This is a genomic window from Aeromonas sp. SG16, from assembly GCF_024436135.1.
GTDB lineage: Bacteria > Pseudomonadota > Gammaproteobacteria > Enterobacterales > Aeromonadaceae > Aeromonas > Aeromonas jandaei.
The window spans coordinates 120,120-136,060 of sequence record NZ_JANFNW010000007.1; the positions used below are offsets into that span (position 1 = coordinate 120,120).

The 15,941-nt window shown below is 60.3% G+C and carries 18 protein-coding genes; 7 read left to right on the forward strand and 11 right to left on the reverse strand.

Going from position 1 to position 15,941, the window contains the following annotated elements; translation table 11 throughout:
* Positions 1-131: 131 nt before the first annotated feature.
* The 5 genes from NOM67_RS16190 to glnK form a co-directional block, all read right to left on the reverse strand.
* A complete protein-coding gene (locus tag NOM67_RS16190) occupies positions 132-1,037 on the reverse strand; it encodes a Dyp-type peroxidase (protein ID WP_255938698.1) in 906 nt (301 codons plus the stop codon).
* Between the two features lie 87 nt (positions 1,038-1,124).
* Positions 1,125-2,159 (reverse strand): ABC transporter ATP-binding protein, encoded by a 1,035-nt coding sequence (locus NOM67_RS16195; RefSeq protein ID WP_255938700.1) that lies wholly within the window; start codon positions 2,157-2,159, stop codon positions 1,125-1,127.
* Positions 2,160-2,238: 79 nt separating this feature from the next.
* Positions 2,239-3,864, reverse strand: coding sequence for an iron ABC transporter permease (locus tag NOM67_RS16200; protein WP_255938702.1), 1,626 nt, complete (start codon positions 3,862-3,864; stop codon positions 2,239-2,241).
* A 40-nt stretch (positions 3,865-3,904) separates the two neighbouring features.
* Positions 3,905-4,912, reverse strand: a complete 1,008-nt coding sequence (locus NOM67_RS16205; RefSeq protein ID WP_255938703.1) for a Fe(3+) ABC transporter substrate-binding protein — start codon at positions 4,910-4,912, stop codon at positions 3,905-3,907.
* A 193-nt stretch (positions 4,913-5,105) separates the two neighbouring features.
* Positions 5,106-5,444, reverse strand: a complete 339-nt coding sequence (gene glnK, locus NOM67_RS16210; RefSeq protein WP_033114048.1) for a P-II family nitrogen regulator — start codon at positions 5,442-5,444, stop codon at positions 5,106-5,108.
* 201 nt (positions 5,445-5,645) lie between these two features.
* On the opposite strand from glnK, the gene arfB reads away from it, so the two are divergent.
* Both arfB and NOM67_RS16220 read left to right on the forward strand, forming a co-directional pair.
* A complete protein-coding gene (arfB, locus tag NOM67_RS16215; protein WP_156853917.1) occupies positions 5,646-6,062 on the forward strand; it encodes an alternative ribosome rescue aminoacyl-tRNA hydrolase ArfB in 417 nt (138 codons plus the stop codon).
* A gap of 21 nt (positions 6,063-6,083) precedes the next feature.
* Positions 6,084-6,575, forward strand: coding sequence for a methylated-DNA--[protein]-cysteine S-methyltransferase (locus NOM67_RS16220; protein WP_255938706.1), 492 nt, complete (start codon positions 6,084-6,086; stop codon positions 6,573-6,575).
* Positions 6,576-6,889: 314 nt separating this feature from the next.
* Here NOM67_RS16220 and NOM67_RS16225 read toward each other — a convergent pair whose 3' ends face one another.
* From NOM67_RS16225 to tapT, 4 genes are all read right to left on the reverse strand, one after another.
* Complete coding sequence (locus tag NOM67_RS16225; RefSeq protein ID WP_043849992.1) at positions 6,890-7,318, reverse strand: hypothetical protein; 429 nt, start codon at positions 7,316-7,318, stop codon at positions 6,890-6,892.
* Positions 7,319-7,512: 194 nt separating this feature from the next.
* Positions 7,513-8,286: a peroxide stress protein YaaA gene (yaaA, locus tag NOM67_RS16230; RefSeq protein WP_255938719.1), complete on the reverse strand. Its 774-nt coding sequence runs from the start codon at positions 8,284-8,286 to the stop codon at positions 7,513-7,515.
* Positions 8,287-8,333: 47 nt separating this feature from the next.
* Positions 8,334-9,443 carry a type IVa pilus ATPase TapU gene (gene tapU, locus NOM67_RS16235; protein ID WP_104016095.1) on the reverse strand — a complete coding sequence of 370 codons (1,110 nt, stop codon included), beginning with the start codon at positions 9,441-9,443 and terminating at the stop codon, positions 8,334-8,336.
* 28 nt (positions 9,444-9,471) lie between these two features.
* Positions 9,472-10,506 (reverse strand): type IVa pilus ATPase TapT, encoded by a 1,035-nt coding sequence (gene tapT / locus NOM67_RS16240; RefSeq protein ID WP_033114043.1) that lies wholly within the window; start codon positions 10,504-10,506, stop codon positions 9,472-9,474.
* 39 nt (positions 10,507-10,545) lie between these two features.
* On the opposite strand from tapT, the gene NOM67_RS16245 reads away from it, so the two are divergent.
* From NOM67_RS16245 to NOM67_RS16265, 5 genes are all read left to right on the forward strand, one after another.
* The gene (locus NOM67_RS16245) at positions 10,546-11,247 is read left to right on the forward strand and encodes a YggS family pyridoxal phosphate-dependent enzyme (protein ID WP_159164356.1); all 702 of its coding nucleotides are present in this window, start codon (positions 10,546-10,548) and stop codon (positions 11,245-11,247) included.
* A 66-nt stretch (positions 11,248-11,313) separates the two neighbouring features.
* Positions 11,314-12,141, forward strand: a complete 828-nt coding sequence (proC, locus tag NOM67_RS16250) for a pyrroline-5-carboxylate reductase (protein ID WP_156853922.1) — start codon at positions 11,314-11,316, stop codon at positions 12,139-12,141.
* Between the two features lie 11 nt (positions 12,142-12,152).
* Positions 12,153-12,704, forward strand: a complete 552-nt coding sequence (locus tag NOM67_RS16255; RefSeq protein WP_041209071.1) for a YggT family protein — start codon at positions 12,153-12,155, stop codon at positions 12,702-12,704.
* Positions 12,704-13,003 (forward strand): DUF167 family protein YggU, encoded by a 300-nt coding sequence (yggU, locus tag NOM67_RS16260; RefSeq protein ID WP_033114039.1) that lies wholly within the window; start codon positions 12,704-12,706, stop codon positions 13,001-13,003. The genes NOM67_RS16255 and yggU overlap by 1 nt, the downstream gene beginning before the upstream one ends.
* Before the next feature lie 29 nt (positions 13,004-13,032).
* Complete coding sequence (locus NOM67_RS16265; RefSeq protein WP_041209070.1) at positions 13,033-13,452, forward strand: DUF4426 domain-containing protein; 420 nt, start codon at positions 13,033-13,035, stop codon at positions 13,450-13,452.
* Between the two features lie 102 nt (positions 13,453-13,554).
* Here NOM67_RS16265 and NOM67_RS16270 read toward each other — a convergent pair whose 3' ends face one another.
* Positions 13,555-14,751 (reverse strand): NupC/NupG family nucleoside CNT transporter, encoded by a 1,197-nt coding sequence (locus NOM67_RS16270; RefSeq protein ID WP_201908836.1) that lies wholly within the window; start codon positions 14,749-14,751, stop codon positions 13,555-13,557.
* 182 nt (positions 14,752-14,933) lie between these two features.
* Positions 14,934-15,869 carry a LysR family transcriptional regulator gene (locus NOM67_RS16275; protein ID WP_255938794.1) on the reverse strand — a complete coding sequence of 312 codons (936 nt, stop codon included), beginning with the start codon at positions 15,867-15,869 and terminating at the stop codon, positions 14,934-14,936.
* Positions 15,870-15,941 lie beyond the last annotated feature (72 nt).

Here is a 15,941-nt window from a genome sequence, read left to right on the forward strand (position 1 = left end):
AACAATCTAGCCAGCAGCGTCAGAAGCACTTGGAGCATGACAAGCCACCCCCACAGCCCGATCTCTTGGCAACCGGGCGCTCTCTGCGCACTTGGCGGCACGAGGGGGAAGGTGCGCTGTCACATCCGCTATTACTTGCCCTGCGCCATCAGAAAACCTTCCGATGGGGCGAAGAAAGCCGCGCCGGTCACTGCCCTGGTAAAGCGCAGCAGGTGATCGAAGTGGCTGCCCTCCCCCTTGTACATGCTGGCCAGCATGGCGTTGAAGTGCTGCTGAGTGCGGCAGCAGGAGATAAAGTAGAGCCCCTGCTCGGTCATGGTGCCCCAGGGCATGCTCTGGCGCAGGATCTCCATGGACTCCCCTTTCGGGGTCTTGAGATTGACCCGCTTGATGTGGGCAGTCAGCGGCTTGGCGGCAGAGTCATACTCGATGTTGTCAGGCTTGGTGCGACCGATAATGTCTTCCTGCTCTTTTTGCGCCAGCTTCTCCCAGTCGCTCATGGCGTGGACCCAGCGCTGGACGTGGATGTAGGAGCCGCCGGCAAACTCGCCCTCGGCCAGCAGCGCCACTTCGGCGCGGTGCTCATCCTGCGGGTTCTCGGTGCCGTCAACGAAACCGGTCAGATCGCGGCAATCCAGATTGCGGAAACCGCGCACCTCTTCGGCCAGCTCTACCACTCCGGCCAGCAGCGCCATCACGCGATGACCGGCGTGGTGCAGCACGTCCACCCGATCGGCACGCAGCTGAATGAAGAGATCAAACGGGGTGTTGGGGGCTTCCTGACCGTTGGCGGATTGCGCCATAAAGCTGCGGAACTGGGGCGGACGGGCGGCAGGGTAGAGACCATCCCAGGCATCGGCGCCGACGGCGACCAGACCGCTGAAACCGGCCTCGGGGAAATCGGCGGCGACCGCCTGCCACAGGGCGGGCAACTTGGCCAGACGGCCGACCAGTTCGGCGGCATCGCCGGTGCGATTGAACATCAGATAGAGGGCGTGCAGATTGGGCTCTGCGCAGATCCCGGCTTGGGCTTTCATATATCTCTCCCCTGAGTAGGCGTTAGCATTGCGCGATTATAAACCAGAGCAGCTCCAGTTCTTTGATTTCACGACGATATCACGCGTTCAGGGTAAAGGGTCAAACAACACCAGCGTGTGAGGCACCACCCTGATGCGGGCCCGCATCCCCTCAAGGGGTTCGCCAATGCTCGCCTCCAGCTGCAGATCGCCACTCTCGAACAGCACCCGGCAGTGATGGCCGAGGAACTGCTGCTCCACCACCTTGAGCTCGCCCTCAGCGGCGCTCTCCAGCAGCAGTTGCTGGGGTCTGAGCATCAGCTGCAACTGCTCGCCCACCGCCCGGCCATGGGGCTCGCTGCCACAGATAACCCCGAGCGCCGTCTGTACGCAGTGGCTGTCCACCACCTCGGCGGCCAGATAGTTGACCCCGCCGAGAAACTCCGCCACGAAGCGGTTTTGCGGGCGGCGATAGAGCTGCTCCGGCTGGCCCACCTGCTCGATGTGACCTGCGCGAAACAGCGCCAGTCGGTCGGCGAAGGCGAAGGCCTCCTCCTTGCTGTGGCTGACGAAGATGGCGCCGATCCCCTGCTGCTTGAGCAGGGCGCGGATCTCGAGGATCAACTTCATCCGCACCTGGGTATCGATGTTGGAGAAGGGCTCATCCAGCAGCATCAGCCGCGGCTTGCACACCAGCGCCCGGGCGATGGCCACCCGCTGCTGCTGGCCACCGGAGAGCTGGTGCGGATAGCGATCCCCCAGCCCCTGCAGATTGACCAGCGCCAGCGCCTCGTCCACCTGCTGCTGGCGGGCGCGGCGATCGAGTTTGGTCAGACCAAAGCCGACGTTGTCAGCCACCGTCAGGTGGGGAAAGAGGGCGTAATCCTGAAAGATCATGCCGATGTTGCGCACCTCGGGCGGCACGCTGGCACCCGGCCCGTCGAGCAGGGTATCGCCGAGGCGGATCGTCCCCTCCGCCAGCGGCAGCAGGCCGGCGATGGCCTTGAGCAGCGTGGTTTTGCCGCAGCCGCTTGCTCCCAGCAGGCAGACGATTTCGTTGTCTGCCACCGTCAGGGAGAGCTGCTCCAGCACATTGCGGCCGTTGTAACGGCAGCTGACATTTTCAACCTGCAAACAGGACAAGGCTGACTTCCTCTCGTTTCTGGCGGTGCGCGGCCTTTTTCAGCACACCGCATGCAATTTCATTGGTCGACGTGGCGACTCAGTGGCCCGGAGTGTCCAGAGTGCGGTTGACCCAGATCAGCGGCAACAGCCCCACCAGCACGATGACGATGGCGCCGAGCGCGCCGCGCTCCAGCATCTCGTCCGAGACGAACTGGTAGACGTGGGTCGCCAGGGTATCGAAGTTGAACGGCCGCAGCAGCAGAGCGGCGGGCAGCTCCTTCATGGATTCGATAAACACCAGCATGGCACCGGCAAACAGACCGCGGCGCACCAGCGGCAGATGGACCCGGCGCAGCATGGCGCCATCCCCCTGCCCCAAGGAGCGGGCCGCCATATCGAGGCTTGGGGAGATCTTGCCCATGCTGCTCTCCACCGAGCCGATGGCGATGGCCACGAAGCGCACCAGATAGCCGAACACGATGGCGGTGATGGTACCGGTCAGCAGTAGGCCCGGCCCCTGACGCCCCAACCACTCGGCCAGATCATTGATGGCAAAGTCGAGGGCGGTGAGCGGCACCAGCACCCCGATGGCGAGCACGGTACCCGGCATGGCGTAGCCCATGGCGGCGATACGCAACGGCAGCAGACTCTTGACCCCGCCATCGAGGCGGCGGCAGAAGCCGAGCAGCAGGGCAATCCCCATCGCCAGCAGGGCAGTCAGCGCCGAGATAAGCAGGCTGTTGCCAGCGAAGCGGACGAACTCCGGCGTCCATGACAGCTCGAAGTAGCGCACGCCGTAATCGAGCAGGATGACGAACGGCAGGCCGAAACCAGCCAGCACCAGCCCCCAGCACCAGAGCCCGGCCAGAGCGCGGCGAATCCCCCTGAGCGGATAGCGCAGCGGCTGCTCATGGCCCATCGACTTCTGGAACACCTGCTGCCGACTGCGCGAGCGGCGCTCCAGCGCGATCAGCAGTACCACCGCCAGCAGCATCAAGCAGGAGAGTTTGGCCGCGGTGGCCAGACTGCCGTAGCCGAGCCAGGTGTCGTAGACCGCAGTGGTCAGGGTGTTGATGGCAAAGAAGTGGACAGTGGCAAAATCGGCCAACGTCTCCATCGCCACCAGCGACACCGCCACCATGATGGCGGGGCGCGCCAGCGGCAGACTGAGGCGGCGAAAGCTCTGCCACGGGGTACAGCCGAGCAGACGGCTGGAGTGAATGAGGCTGACCGACTGTTCCAGAAAGGAGGCGCGGGTCAGCAGATAGACGTAAGGGAACAGCACCAGTGCCAGCACCCAGGCGGCGCCGCCAAGGGAGCGAATGGCCGGAAACCAGTAATCGGCCGGACTGTTCCAGCCAAAGAGGGCGCGCAACCCGGCCTGCAACGGGCCCGAGTAGTCGAGCAAGTCGGTATAGACGTAGGCGACGATATAGGAGGGCATCGCCATCGGCAGCATCAAGGCCCACTGCAGGGCACGCCGCCCCGGCACCTGACACATGGCCACCAGCCAGGCGGTTGGCACGCCAAACAGCAGACTGAGCAGCACCACGCCGACCACCAGCCCCAGGGTATTGGCCAGATAATCGAGCAGCACGGTATCGGCAAGGTGGCGAAACAGCTCCCCCTCAGCCGAGAAGGCAGAGAAGACGAGGGCGAGCACCGGCAAAGCCAGCAGCAGGGCGGTAACCCAGCTGCCGGTAATCCATCCAGAATTTTTCATGAGACCACAGAGGTTGATGGGGCCATTGGCCCCATCTGAATTACAAGTCGAACTTCACTTCATCCAGCAACTGCAAGGCGTCCTTGCGGTGCTTGGCGTAATCGCTGACCGGTAGCGCGTCAGACTTGAAACTGCCCCAGGACTTGACCATGGCGGAAGGCTCGACCCCGGCCTTGACCGGATACTCGGCATTCACGTCCGCATACATGTGCTGGGCGGTGTCGCCAGCCAGAAACTCCATCAGCTTCTGAGCGGCCTCTTTGTTCTTGGCATACTTGGTCATGGCCACGCCGCTCACGTTGACGTGGGCACCGCGGTCGGCCTGATTCGGGAAGTTGATGTAGACGGCATCAGCCCAGGCTTTCTGCGCCGGATCCTTCAACATGGCGCCCAGATAGTAGCTGTTGCCGAGCGACAGGTCACAGATACCATCCTTGATCGCCTTGACCTGATCCCGGTCGTTGCCCTGCGGTTTGCGCGCCAGGTTGGCCTTGACCCCTTCCAGCCAGGTTTTGGTCTCGGCCATGCCGTGATGGACGATCATCGAGGAGACCAGCGCCACATTGTACTCATGCTTGCCGCTGCGGGTGCAGATTTTCCCTTTGAATTCCGGCCTGGCCAGATCTTCGTAGCTGATGGTATCGAGCTTGCCGAGGCGATCCTTGCTGGAGTAGATGGCACGCACCCGGGTGGTCAGGGCGAACCAGCGGTTCTCCGGATCGCGATAGCTGGCGGGGATGTTCTCCTGCAGGATCTTGCTCTCCACCGGCTGCACCAGCCCCTTGTCTACCAGATCGGTCAGACGGCTGATATCGGTTGTCAGCATCAGGTCGGCCGGAGAGAGCTTGCCTTCCCGCTCCAGACGCTCGTTCAGCCCCTCTTTGGCGAACACCACGTTCACCTTGATGCCCGATTCCTTCTCGAACTGCTGGATGATGGGCTTGATCAGCTCATCCTGCCGGTTGGAGTAGACATTCACCTCTCCTGCCGCCAACGCAGACTGGGCTGCCAATGCAGAGAAAGCCAGTGCCAGCATCTTCATTTTCATCATCCATTCCTTGAGTTGCTAAATCGAGTGAGAACAATTGCCGTTTGCATTCTGCATATTCCAATTGCGAGATCAAGGAGGAGTAGCGGGGGAAGTTCACATATTTAAACGCGGCATAAATAAAAGGGCCGGATAGAATCCCATCCAGCCCCAATCGGGTTTTGCCATGGCAAGTGAGGTGACAAACCGGCGATCAGAGTGCCTCTTCGTCGTTCTCGCCGGTACGAATCCGCACCGCCTGCAACAGGTCATAAACGAAGATCTTGCCGTCACCGATCTTGCCGGTATAGGCCGCCTTGCAGATCGCCTCGATCACCCCTTCCACGTTGTCATCCGTGGTGGCGATCTCCAGCTTCACCTTGGGTAAAAAGTCGACCTGATACTCGGCCCCCCGGTATAATTCGGTGTGTCCCTTCTGGCGGCCAAATCCCTTGACCTCGGACACGGTCAACCCCTCCACCCCCAGGTTGGCAATGGCCTCGCGGACATCGTCCAGCTTGAACGGTTTGATAATCGCACTAATCAGCTTCATCTGGTTGCTCCCAATCCATGGTGTGTCATAAACCGGGAATCAATTCTTGTGCCAAGTATTTTTATTATTAAATTTCATGAAGATAGCGTCTAATTGCGGAGCAACACCCAAAGCGAGCCAGGATCGGCCAGCCACGCGCCCCATAATGAGGCACCACGCTGTGGCGGTCAGCGCCTCTGCACCAAACAAGAGCACAGCAGTATGTTAGTCATCTCCAACAGCGTTGCCCTCCCCTGGCATGAGCTGCAGTTCCAGACCATGCGGGCCCAGGGCAACGGTGGCCAGCACGTCAACAAGACCGACTCCGCCGTCTGGTTGCGCTTCGATTACCGCAACTCTCCAAGCCTGACCCCGCTCTACAAGGAGGGGCTCGACAAGCTGAGCGACAGCCGGGTGCATGACGGCTTTATCCTGATCCGGGTCGAGAGCCACCGCAGTCAGGACATGAACCGCAAGGAGGCGATGAGCCGTCTGGTGGAACTACTGAAAAAGGCGGCGTGGCGTCCCAAGGCCCGCCATGCCACCAAGCCGACCCGCAGCTCCCAGCGCAAACGGGTTGATGCCAAGAAGCGCAAGGGGGAGATCAAATCGACCCGCGGCAAGCTGGTACTGGACTAACCCGGGCCAGAGGATGACAGCATGAAATACAGTTTTTGCGACAGCGCCCGTGGCCCTCTGCTCATCGCCATCGATCAGGATGGCCTGCGTTATGTGGAGTTCGTGCGGGGGGAGCAGCCGGTAACTCCGACCGCTGAGTGGCAACGGGATGATCTGGCTCTTGCTCCCTTCGTCGAGCAGTTCGCTGCCTACTTCGCCGGTCGTCTGCTGCAATTCGACCTGCCGCTGGCCGCCCGTGGCACGCCATTCCAGCAAGCGGTATGGCGCGCCCTCTGTGACATTCCCTATGGTGAAACCGTCAGCTATCTCGAGATTGCCCACGCCATCGGCAATCCCAAATCGGTCAGAGCCGTGGGAGCCGCCAATGGCCGCAATCCGCTCAGCATCATAGTGCCCTGCCACCGGGTGATCGGCCGCAGCGGCGAGCTGACCGGTTATGCCGGCGGCATTCCCATCAAACGCTGGCTACTGGAGCTGGAGCAGCGTCACGCGCCGTTTGTCCTGACCCCATAAACGTGGTGCTCTGAAGAATCATCGCAGCAGAAGCGAGCCTCGGTCACCTTGCTGAAAACGTGTCGAGAAGATGAACAGAGGATGAAGAATTGTCTCAGAACTACTTCAGATAGCAGCTGGCATGATGGCTCCATACTTGAGTGGCACGGCTCATTCACCACTCCAAGTAGCACCCATGTGACGCTTCCAATCTGTCTTTTTTCCCCAGCGCCTCCCTTGAGGCGCTTTTTTTGTGTCCGGAAGTATTCGTCTGCAAAGAGAAGGGGGAAGGCTGAAACGGCCTTCCCCCTTGTTGCTACCAGACGATGACCGGATCAGGATTCTCGCGGGGCGATAAACTGCAGCTCCGGTGCAGAGGAGGTGAGCACGTCGGCGCAGTAATCCCAGGTCGAGATGCGATAGTGCTGCAAATCTTCGTCCAGATGCAGACCGTCCGACTCCTGATGAAACCAGCTGGCGAAACGGGATGGGGTGATGAGCTGGATCTGCTCTTCGATGGCGTGGCTATCCTTCCCCTCCGCCAGATCGCAATCTTCGATCACCCGCAGGGCGTAAATATGGCGGAAATAGACCCGGCAGAGGATTTGCGGAGGCAGATCGATACTGCGCGCCCGACCCAGCATGATGGTCAGGGAGTCGCTCCAGAGATCCTGATGCAGCTCGGCAACGACCAGTCCGGGTGGAAGCTGGCGGGACGGAGCCCAAGGTACGGCAACCTGCCGAATGGCATTTTTCTGTTCCATATAAACCTCGCGACGACTCACTCCCTGTCTTGAGTCTATCTGAACCATATAGTCCCCGCGAAGGCAATCGATGGACAATAAAAACGGCAATAAAAAAGCCGACGTATCAAACGTCGGCGAATAAAAAGTGCTTACAACAGAGGATTCACATATTCAGACCCGCAGGTCGAAAGATTGGTTCCCTCTTTTTGTAATTAATTTTCGGCGCGTTTAAACATCAGGGTATTGGCGTCCGACTCTTCCGGCACGAAGTAGTAGCCATCGGCGTTGAAACCGGTCAGCTGCTCCACCTCGGTCAGACGGTGCTTGATGATGTGGCGAGCCATCATGCCGCGCGCCTTCTTGGCGTAGAAGCTGATGATCTTGAACTGGCCGTTCTTCTCATCCTTGAACACCGGGGTAACGATCCGCCCTTTCAGGCTCTTGGGTCGTACCGACTTGAAATACTCGTCGGAGGCCAGATTGATCAGCACCTCATCCCCCTGGGCGGCCAGCGCGTCGTTGAGGTGGTGAGTGATTACCTCGCCCCAGAACTGGTAGAGATCCTTGCCGCGACCGTTGTCGAGCCTGGTTCCCATCTCAAGTCGGTAGGGCATCATCAGATCGAGGGGGCGCAGCACACCGTAGAGACCGGAGAGCATCCGCAGATGCGCCTGAGCGAAGTCAAAATCGGCCTCGCTGAAATCCTCCACCGCCAATCCGGTGTAGACATCCCCCTTGAAGGCCAGCAGCGCCTGACGGGCGTTGGCCGGAGTGAAATCAGGTTGCCACTCGGCAAAACGGGCGGCGTTGAGACCCGCCAGCTTGTCGCTAATCTTCATCAGGGTGGCAATTTGATCCGGGCTCAGTTGGCGAGCCCGCTTGATGAGTTCTGCAGAGTGATCGAGCAGCTCGGGTTGGGTGAATCGGGTTGTCACCAGCGGTGACTCGTAATCCAGCGTCTTGGCCGGGGAGACCACAATCAGCATAAGGTTCCTTTATTGCGTGGGGCCGAGCCGCGGCCCGGCCCCATTGTTCATTCATCCAGCGTCACATTGTCCAGCGTACCGGTTCCAAGCTGATCACGGCCGGAAAGCTTGATCAGCAGCCGCAGGTCGTTGGCCGAGTCGGCATGGGCAAGGGCCTCACTGTAGCCAATCTGGCCGGAGCAGAACAGGTTGAAGAGCGATTGATCGAAGGTTTGCATGCCAAGCTCGGTCGATTTGGTCATCACCTCCTTGAGCCGGTGCATCTCCCCTTTGCGAATGATGTCGGTGATAAGCGGGGTGTTGAGCAGGATCTCGAATGCGGCGCAGCGCCGCTTGCCATCCACGCTCGGCACCAGTTGCTGGGCGACAATGGCCTTGAGGTTGAAGGAGAGATCGAACAGGAACTGACGATGCTTCTCCTGCGGTACCAGATGCAGAATGCGATCCAGCGCCTGGTTGGCGTTGTTGGCGTGCAGGGTCGCGAGGCAGAGGTGGCCGGTCTCGGCGAATTGCAGGGCAAACTCCATGGTCTCCGAGCTTCTGATCTCGCCGATCAGGATCACGTCCGGCGCCTGACGAAGTGAGCTTTTCAACGCCACATCGAACGACTCGGTATCGATCCCCACCTCCCGCTGGGTGATCAGGCTGCGGCCATGCTGATGGACAAACTCCACCGGATCTTCCACCGTCAGAATATGGCCGTCGGCATGCTGGTTGCGATAACCAATCATGGTCGCCTGGGTAGTCGATTTACCCGCACCGGTGGCGCCGACAAACAGCACCAGTCCGCGCTTGGCCAATGCGACCTCCTGCAGGATCACGGGCAATTGCAGGTCTTCAAAGGTGGGAATACGGGTCTCGATACGCCGCACCACCATGCCGGGCAGCTCCTGCTGCCAGAAAGCGCTGACCCGAAACCGGCCCAAAGTTTCGCGGTGAATAGCGTAGTTGGCCTCCCTGGTGCGGATATAGCGCTCGAAATGCTCGGGGCTCAGGGTCTCCCTCACCAGCGTAAGAGCAGCTTTTTTATCGAGCGCTTCGCCCCCCAAAGAGAGCAGATGGCCGTTCACCTTGAGGGTGGGGGGCGTCCCCACCGTCACAAAGAGATCCGACCCTTTTTTCTCTACCAGCTGGCCCAGCAGTTCATCCAGATTCATCATCGATCCCTCCCTGGATCCGGCATCATCAGATGCTGTTGGGGTCAACCGCCTTGGCCTTGGCGTCGAGAGACGCCACCATGCCACGGCTGACCAGCTGCTTGAGGCTCTGATCCATGGTCTGCATGCCGTGGGTCATCCCGGTCTGGATCACCGAGTAGAGCTGGGCGATCTTGTCCTCCCGGATGAGATTACGCACCGCCGGAATCCCCATCATGATCTCGTGAGCTGCCACCCGACCGCCGCCAATGCGCTTGAGCAGGGTCTGGGAGATAACCGCCCGCAGGGATTCGGAGAGCATGGAGCGCACCATGTCTTTCTCTGCGCCGGGGAAGACGTCGATGATACGGTCGATAGTCTTGGCCGCCGACGAGGTGTGCAGGGTGCCAAACACCAGATGGCCGGTTTCGGCTGCGGTCATGGCAAGGCGAATGGTTTCAAGATCGCGCATCTCACCTACCAGAATGATGTCAGGGTCTTCCCGCAGTGCCGAGCGCAGGGCATTGCTGAAGCTCTTGGTATCGCGGTGCACTTCCCGCTGGTTCACCAGACAGCGCTTGTTCTCGTGCACAAATTCGATGGGGTCTTCGATGGTGAGAATATGGTGATGGAAGTTCTCGTTGATGTAGTTGACCATGGCCGCCAGCGTGGTCGACTTACCGGAACCGGTCGGCCCGGTCACCAGCACCAGACCACGCGGGAACTCGGCAATCTTGCGGAAGATCTCCGGCGCATCGAGATCTTCGAGGCTAAGCACAGTGCTGGGGATGGTACGAAATACCGCGCCCGAACCGCGCGCTTGCTGGAAGGCGTTGACCCGGAAGCGGGCCAGATTGGGCACCTCGAACGAGAAGTCGACCTCGAAATTCTCCTCCAGCTCCTTGCGCTGGTGATCGTTCATGATGTCGTAAATGAGGGCGTGCACTTCCCGATGTTCCAGGGCGGGCAAATTGATCTTGCGAACCTCGCCATCAACCCTGATCATCGGGGGAACCCCGGCGGACAGGTGTAGATCCGACGCTTTATGCTTTACACTGAAAGCCAATAACTCTGTGATATCCATAGATTTGTCATTCTCCCATCACAAGATCACTAACGAAACATGAACCAGATTGCCCAGCACCTGCTTCAGGTAAAAGAACGTATTGCCCAGGCAGCCAGAGGGGCGAGCCGCAATCCGGAGCAGATCCGGTTGCTTGCGGTCAGCAAAACCAAACCCCTTGAGGCCCTGATGGCCGCTCACGCTGCCGGCCAGCGCTGCTTTGGCGAATCCTACGCTCAGGAAGCGGCCACCAAGATCGACACCCTGCGCCAGCAACCCGAATATAACGACATAGAGTGGCACTTTATCGGCCCTTTGCAATCGAACAAATCCAGGCTGGTTGCCGAACGGTTCGACTGGGTGCAAAGCGTGGACAGAGAGAAGCTGATCGAACGTCTGAACAATCAGCGCCCTGCCAGCATGGCGCCGCTAAATGTTTGTCTGCAAATCAATATTAGCGGAGAGAGCAGCAAATCCGGAACGTCGGAACAAGAGATTTTCCGCCTTGCCGAACTGGTTTCTCACAGTGAACGGCTGGTGCTACGCGGGCTGATGGCCATTCCCGAGCACACCAGTGACGAGACCATATTGGCCGCCCAAATGGCCCGTATGCAGACTCTGTTCACCGAGCTTGCGCGACAATACCCGAGCGTCGATACCCTCTCGATGGGGATGACCGAGGATCTTGAACTGGCGATCGCCCACGGCAGCACCATGGTGCGGGTCGGTACCGCTATCTTCGGCGCCCGCGACTACTCATAAGCCGGTGCGCGAGCGCATGCAACGCACGCCACGTGCCAGCGCCCCACCAAGCAACAGGAGCCTTTAATGCAACAGCACAGGACGCTCGCCTTTATCGGCGCAGGCAACATGAGCCGCAGCATCATCGCCGGTCTGGTCAAGGCGGGTTATCCGGCAACGCTTATCACTGCCGCCAACCCGAGCCAGCCCAAACTGGATGCGCTGGCCAGCGACTACGGCATTCGCACCACCCGCTCCAATGCCGAGGCGGCCCGCCATGCCGAGGTGATCGTGCTGGCGGTCAAACCACAGCTGATGGCCGGCATGCTGGCAGCACTGGTTGCCGAGCTGGGCTCCCTTGCGGGCAAGCTGCTCGTCTCCATCGCGGCCGGCATCAAGGTTGCTCGCCTTGCCGAGATGGCCGGTGGTCACGACCGTATCATCCGCACCATGCCCAATACCCCAGCCCTGCTGGGTCTGGGCATGACAGGCCTCTATGCGCCCGAGCATATTGCCGCCGCGGATCGCGACTTTGCCGAGCAGATGATGCAGGCGGTCGGCAAGACCCTCTGGGTGGAGCAGGAGTCCGGCATCAACAGCGTCATCGCCGCTGCCGGCAGCGCCCCGGCCTACTTCTTCCTCTTTATGCAGGCGATCGCCGAAGAGGCAGAGGCCATGGGCTTCTCACCCGAGCAGGCACGCCAGCTGGTGCAGCAGACCGCCCTCGGCGCAGCTGCCATGGTGGAGCAAAATCCCGAACTGTCGCTGCAAACCCTGCGTGAGCAGGTCACCAGCAAGGGCGGCACAACCGCCGAAGCCATCAAGACATTCCAGCAGCAGGGGCTGATGCCGCTGACTGCCAACGCCATGCAGGCAGCCGTAGCTCGCGCCGCCGAAATGGAAACTCTTTTCTGACAGGAGCCCAGATGAACACCGCTTACTTTCTGATCAACACCGTTTTCGATCTCTACCTGATGGTGGTGCTGCTGCGCGTCTGGCTGCAGTGGGCGCGTGCCGACTTCTACAACCCCATGAGCCAGATGGTGGTCAAGCTGACCAACCCGCTGGTGGTACCGCTGCGCCGGGTCATCCCGGGTCTGGGGGGGCTGGATCTCGCCTCCGTGGTGCTGGCACTGGCTGTCGCCTTCCTCAAGCTTGCCCTGCTCAAGAGCATGAACGTGCTGCTGGCCGACTGGCTCAGCCTCAGCCTCTTCGCCGCGCTGACCGTGCTGAAGAAGGCCGGTTCGATGATCTTCTGGGTGCTGCTGATCCGCGCCATCCTGAGCTGGGTCAGCCAGGGCCGCAACCCCATCGAATATGTGATGTACCAGCTGACCGAGCCCTTCCTCTCTCCGATCCGCCGCGTGCTGCCGGCGCTGGGCGGGCTGGATCTCTCGGTGCTGGTTGCCTTTATCGGGCTGCAGGCCATCAACTATCTGCTGGGCGACCTGTTCGGCCAGCTGTGGTGGATGATTTGATGCCTGCCGTCCTGCTACAGGGGGATGAACTGGTACTGCATCTGATGATCCAGCCCAAGGCGAGCCGGGATCAGATCGTCGGATTGCACGGAGAAGAGTTGAAAGTGGCCATCACGGCACCACCCGTCGATGGCCAGGCCAACAGCCATTTGATCAAGTTTCTGGCCAAGCAGTTCAAGGTGGCCAAGGGGCAGGTCACCATAGTGCGGGGCGAGCTGGGGCGACACAAGACGGTCGCCATCGACAGTCCCAAACAGCTGCCACCGGAAGTGAGCGCTCTGCTGGACAATCCGGCCTGAGCCAACATTGATACGAGAGGGATGACACCATGAAAACAGCCTGGATGAGCTGCCTGTTGGCACTGCTGATGACCCTGCCCCTGCGGGCTGAACAGATGAAGGAGCTGGGCCCCTGGCAGGTGCACTACAACGCTTTCAACTCCAGCTTCCTCACCCCCGAGGTGGCCAAAACCTACGGTCTGGAGCGCAGCCGCTACAACGGCATCATCAACATCGCGGTGCAGGACAAGCAGGGCAAGGCCCAGGCGGTCTCCGTCACCGGCGAGGCCAAGAACCTCACCGGCACCATCCGCAACCTCAGCTTCCAGGAGGTCAAGGAGGGGGATGCCATCTACTATCTGGCAACCCTCCCCTACCGCAATGAAGATACCTACCAGTTCACCTTGAAGATCATGGGGGGCGGTCAGCAGCAGATCCTCACCTTCCAGCAAACCTTCTACGTTGACTGAATAGCGCAACAAAAAGCCCCGACTAAGGTCGGGGCTTTTTGATCGGGAAAAACAGCAAGGGCGCCATGATGGCGCCCCTGTTTTATAAATTATCCAGGCCTGTTACAGGGCGAGGAAGATGCTTGCGAGGGAGGCGCTCATCAGGTTGGCCAGCACGCCGGAGAGGATGGCACGCATGCCGTAACGAGCGATAAAGCCTTTGCGCTCCGGCACCATGGCGCCCAGACCGCCGATCAGGATGGCCATGGAGGATATATTGGCGAAACCGCACAGGGCGAAGGTCACGATGGCCTTGCTCGACTCGCTCAGGGTCTGATCCTGCACCAATGCGATGAAGGCGACGAACTCGTTGACCACGATCTTGGTACCAATCAGAGCACCGGCAGCCTGTGCCTGCTCCCAGGGCACACCGATCAACCAGGATACCGGGGCAAACAACCAACCCAGAATGATCTGGAAGCTCAGATCCAGACCCACCAGATCACCAGCCCAGCCGAGCAGACCGTTGAGCATGGCGATCACACCGACGAAGGCCAGCAGGGTCGCACCGACCGCCACTGCGATATTGAGGCCGGCCATGGCACCATCGGCAGCCGCTTCAATCACGTTGGTGGCGCGGGGGATCTCGACATCCTGATGGTGATCCACCTCTTCAACACTCGGCGGAACCAGGATCTTGGCCATCGCCAGACCGGCCGGCGCGGACATGAAGGCGGCCGCAATCAGGTATTTCAGCTCGACCCCGATGCTGGCGTAACCAACCAGAGTACCGCCCGCGACGGAGGCGAGACCACAGCTCATCACCGCGAAGAACTGGGAGTCGGACATCTTGGAGAGGTAGGGTTTGACTACCAGCGGCGCTTCCACCATGCCGACGAAGATGTTGGCTGTGGCGGAGAGGCTCTCGGCACGGCCAGTGCCCAGCAGCTTCTGCAGACCGCCGCCCAGCAGGGAGATCACCCGCGGCATCAGGCCGATGTGGTAAAGAATGGCTATCACCGCAGAGAAGAAGATGATGACCGGTAGCACGTTGAAGGCAAAGATGAAGCCCAGCTTGAACTTGGCCAGATCGCCAAACAGGAAGGCGATCCCCTCCTGACCGTAGCCAATCACGCTGCTGACACTCTCGCTCACCCCGTTCAGCACGTGCTGACCAGCAGGCAGCCAGAGCACCAGCGCGGCAAACATGACCTGCAGGCAGAGGGCAAGGCCAACTGTTCGCAACGGGATACGACGACGATTATCAGAGCAGATCACGGCAAGCGCCAGGATACTCAGGATGCCGAGCAAGGCAATCATAGGGACTCCATCAGGTGGGGAAAAAGATGGGCGCGGATTCTGCGCCTCTCCCCCCGTCACTGCAAGTCCACTTGGTTACGGCTCTGTTAGAAAAAACGTTTGCACGATACCGGTTGCGCCAACTGGCTGATTTGGCTCGCTTTTAGTATCAGAAGAAATCGAGTGTTTCCATTTAAAAACAATCATTCCTCACTGCCGGACAATCGACCACCGAGCCAGGGGGACAGCCGCTGCTCCCAGTAGGGTTCCGGGCCAAAGCGGGCCTTGAGGAAATCGATAAAGAGACGGATCTTGGGATCCAGATGTTCGCGCCGGGCATAGACGGCGTGTACCGCCATCTGCTGGTTCGGCCGCCACTCCGGCAGCAGCGGGATCAGCTTGCCGCTCTGCAACTCCTTGTCCAGCAAGTAGTTGGCGATGTAGGCGATGCCAAGTCCGGCCAACGCCGCATCGCGCACCGCTTCCGCCATGTCGACCCGATAGTTGCCAGCAACCTGCACCGTCTGACGCTCCTTGCCCTGCCGGAACGACCACTGGTGATAGCGCCGCTCCCGGCTCTGATAGGTGATGCAGTTGTGCTGGGCCAGCTCTTTCGGGTGGAGCGGCGTACCGTGGCTCAACAGGTAATCCGGCGAAGCCGCCAGCACGAAGCCGATATCGGCCAGCCGCTGCCCGACCAGCCCTTCCGGTTTGTCCTCATAGGTGGTGAGCCAGAGATCCAGCCCTTCGTCCACCAGATTGGTTTTGTGATCGAACAGGGAGACCTCCAGCTCAAGCTCGGGATAACGATCCTGAAACGCCTTGAGATGGGGAATGACATGCAGACGGCCGAAAGATTGGCCCACCCCGAGATGGAGCACGCCACTCACCTTGCCACGCCGCTCGGCGATCATCGAGTTCGCCTCCTGCGCCACCGCCACCAGCGCATGGCAGTGGCGGGCATACTCCTGACCCAGCTCGGTCAGGGCGAAGCGACGGGTGGTGCGCTGTACCAGCTGGGCGCCAAGGGCGGTCTCCAGCAGCGCCAGCTGCTTGCTGATGTGAGATTTGGATACGCCGAGACGGCGAGCGGCAGCAGAGATCCCCTGCTCGCGCACCAGCGCATCGAAGATCACCATTTGCGGAAGACGTTGCAGCACAGGATAACCGGGTTGAAAGGGCGGGAGCCCATTATTCCAGAGCTCCTCGCC

Coding starts and splice junctions, on each gene's coding strand:
- tapT (WP_033114043.1), bottom strand. CDS start 10,506: ATGGATATCACAGAGTTATTGGCTTTCAGTGTAAAGCATAAAGCGTCG.
- NOM67_RS16220 (WP_255938706.1), top strand. CDS start 6,084: ATGAAATACAGTTTTTGCGACAGCGCCCGTGGCCCTCTGCTCATCGCC.
- arfB (WP_156853917.1), top strand. CDS start 5,646: ATGTTAGTCATCTCCAACAGCGTTGCCCTCCCCTGGCATGAGCTGCAG.
- NOM67_RS16245 (WP_159164356.1), top strand. CDS start 10,546: ATGAACCAGATTGCCCAGCACCTGCTTCAGGTAAAAGAACGTATTGCC.
- yaaA (WP_255938719.1), bottom strand. CDS start 8,286: ATGCTGATTGTGGTCTCCCCGGCCAAGACGCTGGATTACGAGTCACCG.
- NOM67_RS16270 (WP_201908836.1), bottom strand. CDS start 14,751: ATGATTGCCTTGCTCGGCATCCTGAGTATCCTGGCGCTTGCCGTGATC.
- NOM67_RS16190 (WP_255938698.1), bottom strand. CDS start 1,037: ATGAAAGCCCAAGCCGGGATCTGCGCAGAGCCCAATCTGCACGCCCTC.
- NOM67_RS16200 (WP_255938702.1), bottom strand. CDS start 3,864: ATGAAAAATTCTGGATGGATTACCGGCAGCTGGGTTACCGCCCTGCTG.
- NOM67_RS16265 (WP_041209070.1), top strand. CDS start 13,033: ATGAAAACAGCCTGGATGAGCTGCCTGTTGGCACTGCTGATGACCCTG.
- proC (WP_156853922.1), top strand. CDS start 11,314: ATGCAACAGCACAGGACGCTCGCCTTTATCGGCGCAGGCAACATGAGC.
- NOM67_RS16205 (WP_255938703.1), bottom strand. CDS start 4,912: ATGAAAATGAAGATGCTGGCACTGGCTTTCTCTGCATTGGCAGCCCAG.
- glnK (WP_033114048.1), bottom strand. CDS start 5,444: ATGAAGCTGATTAGTGCGATTATCAAACCGTTCAAGCTGGACGATGTC.
- yggU (WP_033114039.1), top strand. CDS start 12,704: ATGCCTGCCGTCCTGCTACAGGGGGATGAACTGGTACTGCATCTGATG.
- tapU (WP_104016095.1), bottom strand. CDS start 9,443: ATGAATCTGGATGAACTGCTGGGCCAGCTGGTAGAGAAAAAAGGGTCG.
- NOM67_RS16275 (WP_255938794.1), bottom strand. CDS start 15,869: ATGGTGATCTTCGATGCGCTGGTGCGCGAGCAGGGGATCTCTGCTGCC.
- NOM67_RS16225 (WP_043849992.1), bottom strand. CDS start 7,318: ATGGAACAGAAAAATGCCATTCGGCAGGTTGCCGTACCTTGGGCTCCG.
- NOM67_RS16255 (WP_041209071.1), top strand. CDS start 12,153: ATGAACACCGCTTACTTTCTGATCAACACCGTTTTCGATCTCTACCTG.